The sequence below is a fragment of the Microbacterium algeriense genome (genome assembly GCF_008868005.1).
GTDB classification, from domain to species: domain Bacteria; phylum Actinomycetota; class Actinomycetes; order Actinomycetales; family Microbacteriaceae; genus Microbacterium; species Microbacterium algeriense.
The window spans coordinates 700,289-711,186 of the sequence record NZ_WAAO01000002.1 but is presented as its reverse complement, the minus strand read 5'-3'; the positions used below and the strand labels follow the sequence as shown (position 1 = coordinate 711,186).

13 protein-coding genes and 2 tRNA genes are annotated in these 10,898 nt (G+C 67.8%); 9 read left to right on the top strand and 6 right to left on the bottom strand.

The annotated features are described in order from the left end of the window. Positions 1-76: 76 nt before the first annotated feature. From F6A08_RS11030 to F6A08_RS11020, 3 genes are read left to right on the top strand one after another with little or no spacing between them, the layout of a single operon-like run. Positions 77-1,150 (top strand): mechanosensitive ion channel family protein, encoded by a 1,074-nt coding sequence (locus tag F6A08_RS11030; protein ID WP_017202055.1) that lies wholly within the window; start codon positions 77-79, stop codon positions 1,148-1,150. After that, positions 1,147-1,596 carry a globin gene (locus F6A08_RS11025; protein WP_017202054.1) on the top strand — a complete coding sequence of 150 codons (450 nt, stop codon included), beginning with the start codon at positions 1,147-1,149 and terminating at the stop codon, positions 1,594-1,596. Before F6A08_RS11030 ends, F6A08_RS11025 begins: the two co-directional genes overlap by 4 nt. After that, positions 1,593-3,251 carry an FAD-binding dehydrogenase gene (locus F6A08_RS11020; protein ID WP_151459458.1) on the top strand — a complete coding sequence of 553 codons (1,659 nt, stop codon included), beginning with the start codon at positions 1,593-1,595 and terminating at the stop codon, positions 3,249-3,251. Before F6A08_RS11025 ends, F6A08_RS11020 begins: the two co-directional genes overlap by 4 nt. Positions 3,252-3,260: 9 nt before the next feature. Here the strand turns inward: F6A08_RS11020 and F6A08_RS11015 are convergent, their stop codons facing one another. Next, positions 3,261-3,926, bottom strand: a complete 666-nt coding sequence (locus F6A08_RS11015) for a DUF8185 domain-containing protein (RefSeq protein ID WP_017202052.1) — start codon at positions 3,924-3,926, stop codon at positions 3,261-3,263. A 49-nt stretch (positions 3,927-3,975) separates the two neighbouring features. Between F6A08_RS11015 and F6A08_RS11010 the strand changes: the two genes are divergently transcribed. Further along, complete coding sequence (locus F6A08_RS11010) at positions 3,976-4,872, top strand: acyl-CoA thioesterase (protein WP_124895498.1); 897 nt, start codon at positions 3,976-3,978, stop codon at positions 4,870-4,872. Between the two features lie 30 nt (positions 4,873-4,902). On the opposite strand, the gene F6A08_RS11005 is transcribed toward F6A08_RS11010, so the two are convergent. Both F6A08_RS11005 and ettA read right to left on the bottom strand, forming a co-directional pair. Then, positions 4,903-5,388 carry an acyl-CoA thioesterase gene (locus tag F6A08_RS11005; RefSeq protein ID WP_124895497.1) on the bottom strand — a complete coding sequence of 162 codons (486 nt, stop codon included), beginning with the start codon at positions 5,386-5,388 and terminating at the stop codon, positions 4,903-4,905. Positions 5,389-5,395: 7 nt separating this feature from the next. Beyond that, positions 5,396-7,075 (bottom strand): energy-dependent translational throttle protein EttA, encoded by a 1,680-nt coding sequence (gene ettA / locus F6A08_RS11000; RefSeq protein WP_017202050.1) that lies wholly within the window; start codon positions 7,073-7,075, stop codon positions 5,396-5,398. A 150-nt stretch (positions 7,076-7,225) separates the two neighbouring features. On the opposite strand from ettA, the gene F6A08_RS10995 reads away from it, so the two are divergent. Beyond that, positions 7,226-7,675 carry a hypothetical protein gene (locus F6A08_RS10995; RefSeq protein WP_151459457.1) on the top strand — a complete coding sequence of 150 codons (450 nt, stop codon included), beginning with the start codon at positions 7,226-7,228 and terminating at the stop codon, positions 7,673-7,675. 49 nt (positions 7,676-7,724) lie between these two features. Here F6A08_RS10995 and F6A08_RS10990 read toward each other — a convergent pair whose 3' ends face one another. Both F6A08_RS10990 and F6A08_RS10985 read right to left on the bottom strand, forming a co-directional pair. Further along, positions 7,725-8,222: a DUF6993 domain-containing protein gene (locus F6A08_RS10990; RefSeq protein WP_017202048.1), complete on the bottom strand. Its 498-nt coding sequence runs from the start codon at positions 8,220-8,222 to the stop codon at positions 7,725-7,727. 76 nt (positions 8,223-8,298) lie between these two features. Then, positions 8,299-8,796, bottom strand: a complete 498-nt coding sequence (locus F6A08_RS10985; protein WP_017202047.1) for a single-stranded DNA-binding protein — start codon at positions 8,794-8,796, stop codon at positions 8,299-8,301. 205 nt (positions 8,797-9,001) lie between these two features. On the opposite strand from F6A08_RS10985, the gene F6A08_RS10980 reads away from it, so the two are divergent. Continuing rightward, positions 9,002-9,271, top strand: coding sequence for a hypothetical protein (locus tag F6A08_RS10980; RefSeq protein ID WP_151459456.1), 270 nt, complete (start codon positions 9,002-9,004; stop codon positions 9,269-9,271). 2 nt (positions 9,272-9,273) lie between these two features. Here the strand turns inward: F6A08_RS10980 and F6A08_RS10975 are convergent. Then, positions 9,274-9,346, bottom strand: a tRNA-Arg gene (locus F6A08_RS10975). Positions 9,347-9,433: 87 nt separating this feature from the next. On the opposite strand from F6A08_RS10975, the gene orn reads away from it, so the two are divergent. The 3 genes from orn (at position 9,434) to F6A08_RS10960 (ending at position 10,890) form a co-directional block, all read left to right on the top strand. After that, positions 9,434-10,060 carry an oligoribonuclease gene (orn, locus tag F6A08_RS10970; RefSeq protein WP_124895491.1) on the top strand — a complete coding sequence of 209 codons (627 nt, stop codon included), beginning with the start codon at positions 9,434-9,436 and terminating at the stop codon, positions 10,058-10,060. 36 nt (positions 10,061-10,096) lie between these two features. After that, positions 10,097-10,169: transfer RNA gene (locus tag F6A08_RS10965), tRNA-His, on the top strand. Positions 10,170-10,260: 91 nt separating this feature from the next. Then, positions 10,261-10,890, top strand: coding sequence for a LysE family translocator (locus F6A08_RS10960; protein WP_151459455.1), 630 nt, complete (start codon positions 10,261-10,263; stop codon positions 10,888-10,890). Positions 10,891-10,898 lie beyond the last annotated feature (8 nt).

Here is a 10,898-nt window from a genome sequence, read left to right as displayed (position 1 = left end):
CGAGGGGCGGTCTCCGTCTTGCCGTTGCACGCTCGTCCAGCCCGCGCAGAGGCCCGATCGCTAGGATCTGGAAGTGATGATGCTCCCCTTCCAGACCACCCCCGCACCCGAACCCACGCCGCTCCCCGACTGGCTGGTCGGTCTGCTCGATGTGCTCGGCAAGGTCGGGATGAAAGCTCTCGCCGTCGCGCTCATCATCGTGAGCTGCGTGGTGATCGGACTCATCCTGCGCCTGGTCATCCGCCGCGTCGTGCACCGCATCGTCGACAGCGCGAAGAACAAGGCGTCGGTCGACGACACACAGGCGCTCGAACGGTCGCCGCTCGCGGATATGCGGCTGGTGCAGCGCACCCGGACGCTCGGGACGATCCTGCAGAACATCGTGAACGTGATGCTCGTGGTGATCGCGATCGTGCTGATCGTCAACGCCCTCGATCAGAGCCTCCTCGGCTCGCTGACCCTGCTGACGGCAGCCGTCGGCGCCGGACTGGGTTTCGGCGCCCAGAACATCGTCAAGGACGTGCTCAACGGCATGTTCCTCGTCGCCGAGGACCAGATCGGCATCGGCGACGTCGTCGATCTCGGGCTCGCGAGCGGTGTCGTCGAGTACGTCAGCGTCCGCATCACCCAGGTCCGCGACGTCAACGGCACGCTCTGGTACGTGCGCAACGGCGAGGTGACCCGCATCGGCAACATGTCGCAGGGGTGGGCGCGTGCGATCATCGACCTCGGGGTGCCGGCCGACTCGGATCTCGAGCAGGTCGAGCACATCATGCTCGAGACCGCCCAGGGACTCGCGAAGGACCCGAAATGGCGTACCCGCATCATCGAGAAGCCGGAGCTGTGGGGTCTGGAGTCGATCGACGGAGACGCCCTCGTCGTCCGGATCGTGATCAAAGCCCGCGCGAACGCCAAGGACGACGTGGCCCAGGAGCTTCGGCGACGTCTCCGTGCCGCCCTCCTCGAGAAGGAGATCGGCGTCCCGCGCATGACCGACGTCGTTCCGACCGGACTCGACGGCGCGCGACGGGTGCGCGGCGCGAACCCGCCCAAGACCCGGCCGAACGCCGTCACAGGTGTGCCGGTCATCCCCGACCGCGGCATCTGGCGGCGCAAGAAGCAGACCGACGACGGGAGCACCCAGAAGTGACGTTCTACGACGAGATCGGCGGACACGAGACCTTCCGGAGAATCGTGTCGGTGTTCTACCGCGAGGTGGCCCTCGACCCCGTGATGAAGCCGATGTACCCGGAAGAGGATCTCGGCCCCGCAGAGGATCGTCTCCGCATGTTCCTCGAGCAGTACTGGGGAGGGCCGACGACCTACGGGGACACGCGCGGACACCCGCGGCTGCGCATGCGGCACATGCCGTTCCACATCGACGCCGATGCCCGGGATCGTTGGCTTCGTCACATGCGCACCGCCGTCGACGAGGCGCAGTTGTCCCCCCTGCACGAATCGACGCTGTGGGACTACCTGGAGCGCGCGGCATATGCCATGGTGAACACATTCGAGCCGTCCGGGATCGGTGCCGCCCCCGGCGGTCGCCCCACGCTCGAGACCCGATCACGTCAGGAATCAACGGAGAACTCATGACGACGAAGCCCCTGTCCGCAGATGTCCTGGTGATCGGATGGGGGCTCGCCGGCCTGGTGGCGGCCGCCGAGGCGCTCGACGCCGGGCGCCGTGTCATCCTGCTCGACCAGGAACCGCGGACGAACCTCGGCGGCCAGGCCTGGTGGTCCTTCGGCGGCCTGTTCTTCATCGACTCGCCGGAGCAGCGACGCTTCGGCATCAAGGACTCGCTCGAGCTCGCCACACAGGACTGGTTCGGCAACGCCGGTTTCGACCGCGCTGAGGACGAGTGGCCACGGCGCTGGGCGGAGGCATACCTGCAGTTCGCCGCCGGCGAGAAGCGCTCCTGGCTCCGCGATCGCGGAGTCGGCTTCTTCCCCGTCGTCGGGTGGGCGGAACGCGGCGGATACGGGGCCATCGGCCCGGGCAACTCGGTGCCGCGGTTCCACATCACCTGGGGAACCGGTCCCGGGATCGTGGCGCCCTTCGCCGCTGCCGTCGAGCAGGGGGAACGGGAGGGACGACTCACGATCCTTCCGCGGCACCGGGTGTCGGAGCTCACCGTCACCGACGGATCGGTCACCGGCGCGCGCGGCAGCATCCTCGCCTCCACCGGCGCCCGGCGCGGAGAGGCGACCACACGGCAGAGCATCGGTGAGTTCGAGATCATCGCCGCGGCGACCGTCGTCGCCTCCGGCGGCATCGGCGGCAACCACGACCTCGTCCGCGCCGCCTGGCCATCGCGCCTCGGCACACCGCCCGAGCACATGCTCACGGGGGTGCCCGCCTACGTCGACGGCTCGATGCAGGCCGTCAGCGAGGCTGCGGGGGCGCGTCTGATCAACGGCGACCGGATGTGGCACTACGTCGAAGGCATCACGAACTGGGATCCCGTGTGGCCCTCACACGGCATCCGCATCCTGCCCGGGCCGTCCTCCCTCTGGCTCGACGCCACGGGCAAGCGTCTTCCGGTTCCGCTGTTCCCCGGATTCGACACCCTCGGCACACTCGCGCACCTGCGCACGACAGGGCATGATCACTCCTGGTTCGTCACGTCACGTCAGATCGTCGAGAAGGAGTTCGCGCTCTCGGGCAGCGAACAGAATCCCGATCTGACGGGCAAGGACGTGGCCCTGCTGCTCCGATCGCGTCTCGCCAAGGGACCGACCGGCCCGGTGCAGTCCTTCCTCGACGAGGGTGCGGACTTCCTCGTCGAGAACGATCTGGAGTCGCTGCTGGAGCGCATGCAGAGTCATCCCGGCGGCTCCGCCCTCGACATCGACAACGTACGGAGGGAAGTCATCGCCAGGGACCGCGAGATCGAGAACGAGTTCACCAAGGACGCCCAGATCGGGATGCTGCGTTCCATGCGCAACTACCGCGGCGACAAGCTCATCCGCACCGCGGCGCCGCATCGGCTGCAGGACCCCGCGGCGGGCCCGCTCATCGCCGTCAAGCTGCACGTCCTCACGCGGAAGTCGCTGGGCGGCATCAACACCGACCTCGACGGACGCGCTCTCCGCTCCGACGGCTCCGCGATCCCCGGGCTGTATGCCGCGGGCGAAGCGAGCGGCTTCGGCGGGGGCGGCGTGCACGGCTACCGCGCGCTGGAGGGCACCTTCCTCGGCGGCTGTCTGTTCTCGGGACGCCAGGCAGGGCGCGCGGCTGCTCGCTGACGGCGGCTCTCAGACGGACGAACCGGTCTCCCGCACGCTCGTGAGGCCGGAGGCCACGGGACCGCGGACGAGGACGTGGCCACGGCGGAACGCGAGCCTCGTCCAGCGGCCGGACCTCATCACGCGGACCTCCTCCTCCCCGGAGATGAAGCCCATCGCATCGGCGGCGAAGGCGGCGCCACGCGGCAGGCCGTCAAGGTCTTCGTCCGGCTCGCCCCAGATCGCGGCACGCAGTGCGCGCACCGCCTCCTCCCCTGCCCCGTCGACGGCACCTCGGGCGACGGCGGAGATCCCCCACTGCGCCCGCTGAGCGATCTTCGAGGCCGGCAGTGCGCCCACCGGCGCCCACTGCCCCCGCGGCGGAGCGACCCCGACCCAGGACGGTGAGAGTCCGAGTTCCGGAAGCGTGAGGCGCAGGTCGTCGTCGGTCGCGGCCAGCTCGTCCACGACGATGTCGCACTGGAGCTCGGGGTCTGCCGACACGATGCGCATCGCGAGGATCGTGGGCGTCTGGTCGAACAGCGTCACGGGGGCGAGCACGGCCGTCGATAGGGCGAGGACGCCGTCCGCCGCCTGCAGTCGGACACCCTCGGCCGTGATCCTCTTCGCCCTCCCGACGAACGTCAGGACGTCCTTCGCGGTGTCCGGATCGGCGAGGACGAGTTGATGGGCCACGGGTTCTAAACTACCAACGGAGCGGCACTGCGGTCGCGGAGAGGAACCCATGAGCGCGGAGAACCACGCCATCCAGACCGTCGAGCGACTGCTCGAGGTCCTCGATCTCGATGCGACACAGGCGAGGACCACGGAAGACATCTTCACCGGTTCCTCGCACCCGATGCCGAGCGGCCGCATCTACGGCGGCCAGGTCCTCGCCCAGGCGCTCCTGGCCGCGGAGCGCACTCTTCCCGAGGATCGCGCCGTGCACTCCATGCACGGCTACTTCCTGCGCCCCGGCGACGCCGATCAGGGCATCACGATCGCGGTGGACCGGATCCACGACGGACGCTCGTTCTCCACCCGCCGCACGCAGGCCTATCAGAACGGTGTGCCGATCTTCTCCATGATCGCCTCGTTCCAGGATGCCGATCCGGGTGTCGAGCATGCCGAGCCGATGCCGCCGGGGATCCCCGCCCCGGAGGACCTCGTCCCCGACGAGGATCGCGTCCAGGGTCTGCCCGCCGGGACGGCGCGCATGCTGAGCGACCGCGCCGCGGACATCCGGCACGTCGATTCTCCGCTGTACCTGCCCAGCGACGACGAGCGCGTCGCCCGGCAGGCCGTGTGGATGAGGCTCCGCGCCCCGCTTCCGGACGACCAGCGGCTGCACCGCGCCGCGCTGGCCTATCTGAGCGACATGACCATCCAGGAGTCCATCCTGCGGGCCCACGGCGTCTTCTGGTCGCTTCCCGGGCTCAAGGTGGCGAGCCTCGATCACGCGATGTGGTGGCACCGCCCTGCACGCGTGGACGAGTGGCTCCTATACCTCCAGGAGTCGCCGAACGCGCGGGGCGGGCGAGGCCTCGCCACAGGGCGCATCTATACGCGTGACGGCGACCTGGTCGCCAGCGTGGCGCAGGAGATCATGATCCGGGTGCCCGAGGAGCAGCCCCGATCCTGACGCGCGCGGATGCGCCTCGCGCGCTGCGGATCAGCGGTGCGCGTACTCGATCGACGGACCGACGTAAGGCTCCCAGGCTTCGCGCATCTCCGCGGTGAGCCTGGTCGGACGCCCCGTGCTCGCGTCGACGAGCACGATGATCGCCGTGGAGCGTGCGTAGATCTGCCGCGGCTCGGCGGCCGGGTCGTTGTGCACCTCGTAGCACACCTCGACGCTGGAGCCGCCGAGCTTGCCGAACCACATCTGCACCTCGAGCGGACGCCGCTGATACGGGACCGGCGCGAGGTACTCGATCTCCTGCCGCGCGATGAGCGTCAGGATCCCCTCGTCGATGCCCGAGTCGAGCACCGCGGTCGACGGAGCTTCCTCGCCGGGGCCGGCTCGCCAGAACGCGCGGACCCGCGCCTCCTCGAGCAGTTTGAGCATCGAGGTGTTGTTGACGTGGTTGAACGCGTCCAGATCGCCCCAGCGGAGGTGGATCGGGATGTGCAGACGGGGCCCGGGCTCGGCGGTCATCGCGGCCTCAGTCGCGCGTCAGCTTGCGGTGCGTCGAACGGTGCGGCTTGGCGGCATCCGGTCCGAGACGCTCGATCTTGTTCTCCTCGTACGCCTCGAAGTTGCCCTCGAACCAGTACCACTGGTCGGGCTTCTCGTCGGTGCCCTCGTAGGCGAGGATGTGCGTCGCGATGCGGTCGAGGAACCACCGGTCGTGCGTGATGACCACGGCGCAGCCGGGGAACTCGAGCAGTGCGTTCTCGAGGGAGCTCAGCGTCTCGACGTCCAGGTCGTTGGTGGGCTCGTCGAGCAGCAGCAGATTGCCGCCCTCCTTGAGCGTCAGCGCGAGGTTGAGGCGGTTGCGCTCACCACCGGACAGCACGCCCGCCTTCTTCTGCTGGTCCGGCCCCTTGAAGCCGAACTTCGACACGTAGGCGCGGGACGGGATCTCGGTCTTGCCGACTGTGATGAAGTCGAGCCCGTCGGACACGACCTCCCACAGCGTCTTGTTCGGGTCGATGTTCGAGCGCGACTGGTCGACGTAGCTGATCTTCACGGTCTCGCCGATCTTCAGCGTCCCGCCGTCGAGCGGCTCGAGGCCGACGATCGTCTTGAACAGCGTCGTCTTTCCGACGCCGTTCGGTCCGATCACGCCGACGATGCCGTTCGGCGGAAGGCTGAAGCTCAGCCCGTCGATCAGCGAGCGGCCGTCGAAGCCCTTCTTCAGGTTCTTGGCGTCGATCACGATGCTGCCCAGACGCGGACCCGCCGGGATCTGGATCTCCTCGAAGTCCAGCTTCCTGGTGCGCTCCGCCTCCGCAGCCATCTCCTCGTACCGCGCGAGACGCGCCTTCGACTTCGTCTGGCGTCCCTTCGCACTGGAACGGACCCACTCCAGCTCGTCCTTGAGACGCTTCGCGAGCTTCGCGTCCTTCTTGCCCTGGATGTCGAGGCGCTCGGCCTTCTTCTCCAGGTAGGTCGAGTAGTTGCCCTCGTAGCCGATCAGACGACCGCGGTCGACCTCGGCGATCCACTCGGCGACGTGGTCGAGGAAGTACCGGTCGTGAGTGATCGCGATGACCGCGCCCTTGTACGACTGCAGGTGCTGCTCGAGCCAGAGCACGCTCTCGGCGTCGAGGTGGTTGGTGGGCTCGTCGAGGAGGAGCAGGTCCGGCTTCTGAAGCAGGAGCTTGGCCAGCGCGACACGACGCTTCTCACCACCGGAGAGCGGAGCGATCGCGGCATCCCCCGGAGGCGTGCGCAGGGCGTCCATCGCCTGCTCCAGCTGCGAGTCGAGGTCCCAGCCGTCCGCCGCGTCGATCTCCTCCTGCAGCGTGCCCATCTCGGCGAGCAGCGCATCGAAGTCCGCGTCGGGGTCGGCCATCAGAGCGGAGATCTCGTTGAAGCGGTCGACCTTCGCCTTGATCGCGATGCCGTCCTGGATGTTCTCCAGCACTGTCTTGGACTCGTCGAGTTCCGGCTCCTGCATCAGGATGCCGACCGAGTAGCCCGGCGCGAGCTTGGCCTCGCCGTTGGAGGGCGTGTCGAGCCCGGCCATGATCTTGAGGATCGTCGACTTTCCGGCGCCGTTCGGGCCGACCATGCCGATCTTGGCGCCGGGGAGGAACGCCATCGTGACGTCGTCGAGGATGAGCTTCTCGCCCACAGCCTTGCGCGCACGCACCATCGAGTAGATGTACTCAGCCATACCGTTTAAACGCTCCTCTTGAGGCCTGACTCAACGCCCGGTCCGGGCGAGGCCGCTTCTCATGGTGGATGTGAAGTGATCAGCCGGGGCGAGGCTGCTGTGTCTTCTCGCCGACTGGGTTCTCTAGCCTACCGGTCGCATAATGGCACCATGCCCAACCGCCGCCAGTTCCGCGACGTTGCGTACGGCATCCTGGGACATTTCGTGCGTGACACTCCCTGGGATCCGGAGTGGTGGCCGCTCGGCAGCATCGGGAGGGCATACCGACAGGGAGTCGGTGGCCGGTATTCGTTCGACATGGTGGTCGGCTCGGTGGCGCCTACGACGATCGAACTGCTGTCGATAGCCGACCAACTCAGGATGGACCTGCGTCGACATCTCCATCTGCGTCGTCTGCCGCCCGAGTGGGTCACGGACGCCGTCCTGGAGGTCGAGGCCACACCATCTCCGAGCGTCCCACGGAACCTGCGCGTGATGTGCCGTGTCACCTTGATCGACGACCGCGGAGTCGAACACACCTCGGCGACGTGCACGACGCTCCCTCTTCCCGCCCGCCGTCTCGCCAGCTGGATCGGGCGTTCCCGCCCCCGACGCGATTGACCCGTCCTGCGTCCCTCCGCGGACGGATCCGTGATGACGGGTTCTGGTGTCACCAGTCGATCGGGCGTGTGGCGCCGATCAGGCACCGCCCGTCGGCCAGCTGCGGCATCACGGCGGTGACGACGCCACCCGTCGATGGGCCGACCTGACCGACGAGGCAGTCCTGCTCGCCCCACCGCACCGAGAACTGCAGGCTCTCCGCCGGGTTGCCGACGGTCGTCTGGTCCTGGGTGACCTGCATGTCCGCGCGGTCGAAGCCGGCCGTGATCAGGCCGTCGACGTACGCCCGACCCGACCCGCGCTGATCGGTCGCCCAGACACGTTCGGCGACCGCGGCGAAGACCGGGAGGTTCTCCTCGGCGGTGCCCTCCGGCACGAGCGCGGGAGCGGCGGACTCCGTGGCATCAGGACTCGGTGATCCCGCCGGTGTGGCAGAGGCGGAGGGACCGGGCTCCGGTGCGCACGCGGACAGGAGCAGAACGACGGTGGCGGTGGCCGCGAGGACGCTGCCCGCACGCGTCGGTGAGAGGACCGATCGACGAAGCACGAGCCGAGTCTACGTGCCTTGCACTCGCGCCCCGTGATGGGACGTGCGGGCTCGTACGACCTGCGGGTCCAGCCGGTCAGAAGGGTCTCGCCACCGCGTCCTCTCCCGTTCCCGATGTCGTCGACCACGAGGCATCGACCGCAGAGGATCGCTCCGGCGCGGCCGCTTCGCCGTCGTCCCCGGGCGCATCTGCCGGTCCGGAGCCGGCTGCCGACGGACGAGACTGCGGCCGATAAGCCGTCGTCCCCCACCGGAGGTCGTGGCCGATCGCCTCCGCATCGATGTCGACGCTCGTGCCGTGCTTGCCGTTGTGCTCCCAGTTGCGGATCTTGAGCCGCCCCGTGACGATCACGCTGTCGCCCGTGCGCAGCGAGGCTTTCGCGTGCTCGCCGAGCTGTCGGAACGCCGCTACCGAGAACCAGTTCGTCCCGTTGTCGACCCAGGACTGCGTGGCGGCGTCGAAACGCCGCTGGGTGCTCGCGAGCCGGAAGTTCGTCACCGGGACCCCTCCCGTGGTCTGACTCAGAACCGGGTCGGTCGCGACTCTTCCGACGATGGTCAGGGTGTCGATCATGCTGCGTCCTTTCGTCTTCCGGATCCTGCCCGGGTGAGACCAGCGTGACCGCGGGCACGGCCGCACACAGCTCCCGAACACGACCGCCGTGGAGATGTGCCGATACCCGACGTTCCGTGCAGGAGAAGTGCAGGAGGCTCCGGCGCGAGACCGTGGTCGGAATGTCGGTGGTCGGTCATATCTTCGAATCAGGAAAGGAGTTCCCATGTCAGACAGCCAGATCACGTCCCTGCCCGAGGTCCCGTTCGCCACGCCGCGTCTCGCCTCGGCGCGGGAACACCTCGTCCGCGCCGCCGATCACCTGTGGCGCGTCCAAGACCAGCGCGAGCACGTGCTGGGGCACCTCCGCATCGTCGCCGATCCCCTCGGGCTGCGCTACCGCGCCGAACGGCTGCACCTGGCGACGGGCGTCTTCCGCATCGTCGGCGAGTTCTGGCGTGCCGACGACGCCGTCGCCGCGCTGCGCCACTCGTGAAGCGCCCCCGGCAGGATTCGAACCTGCGACCAAGAGATTAGAAGGCTCCTGCTCTATCCCCTGAGCTACGGAGGCGGGATATCTCTACCGTACCGCGGTCTCCCCGTCGCTTGCAGAACCGCTCACGCCGGGCGATGTCGGAGCCGTCGATAGGATGGCCGAATGGTATCTGCGTCCGAGAACGATCGTCTCGTATGGATCGATTGCGAGATGACGGGCCTCGATCTCGCGGTCGATGAGCTCGTCGAGATCGCCGTCGTCATCACCGACTTCGAACTGCGTCCGCTCGATGCGGGCTTCCAGGTGGTGATCCGACCCGGCGAAGCGGCGCTCGCGCACATGAACGACTTCGTCACGAAGATGCACGAGACCTCAGGGCTGATCGAGGAGATCCCCCACGGCGTCTCGCTCGAAGAAGCGGAGGCTCAGACGCTCGCGTATATCAAGCGATTCGTCCCGCTGGAGCGGAAGGCCCCGCTCGCCGGGAACACGATCGGCACCGACCGGATGTTCCTCGCCAAGTACATGCCGCAGGTGGATCAGTGGCTGCACTACCGCAACGTCGATGTCTCGAGCATCAAGGAGCTTTCCCGGCGGTGGTACCCGCGCGTGTTCTTCCAGGCCCCGGTCAAGGACGGCGGGCACCGCGCACTCGCCGACATCCTGGAGTCGATCCGCGAGCTCCGGTACTACCGGGAGGCCGTCTTCGTCGACGAACCAGGGCCCTCCAGCGATGAGGCGCGCGACATCGCGACCCGTACGGTGTCAGAGTTCACCCCGAACATGTAATAGACTCGTATGGTTGCCCGCTCCGGTGGGCACATGGTGGGTATAGCTCAGCTGGTAGAGCGCTGGCTTGTGGTGCCGGATGTCGCGGGTTCGAGTCCCGTTACTCACCCTCCTGAAGAAGGCCCGAACCGCACGGTTCGGGCCTTCTTCGCGTCCGGGGCGCGCGAGATCGGGCGATCCGCGCGCCCTAGACTGACGAGGTGACATTCGCGGTCTGGTTCTCGTTGTTCACCGCATCCGTCGTGATCAGCTTCACCCCCGGGGCCGGCGCGATCAACACGATGTCGAACGCCATGAACCAGGGATGGCGCCGCTCGATCTGGGGCATCATCGGCCAGCAGATCGCCCTGGTCGTCCATGTCGCGATCGTCGCCGCGGGTGTGGGACTCCTGGTCGCCCAGTCACCGCTCCTGTTCAACGCCATCCGCTACGCCGGCGCCGCTTACCTCGTCTACCTCGGCATCAGACTCATCCTCACCAAGCCGACTACCTCCGTCGAGGACGCGCCGTCGCCGGTCGACACGCGTGAGGGCCGCTGGTCGATGATCCGCCGCGGGTTCTGGGTCAACCTCCTCAACCCCAAGGCCATCGTCTTCTTCCTCGCGTTCATCCCCCAGTTCATCCGTCTGGATCAACCGCCGGTCCCGCAGTACGTCACACTCATCGTGACCGTGATCATCGTGGATGTGATCGTGATGTGGGGGTTCTTCGCCGCGGTGGCCCGCCCGTTCCGTCGCCTCACCCGCACCGTGCGCGGACAGCGTCTCCTCAACACGATCTTCGGCATTCTCTTCATCGTGGTCGCAGCGATCCTCGTGCTCCTGCACTGACCCGCGCA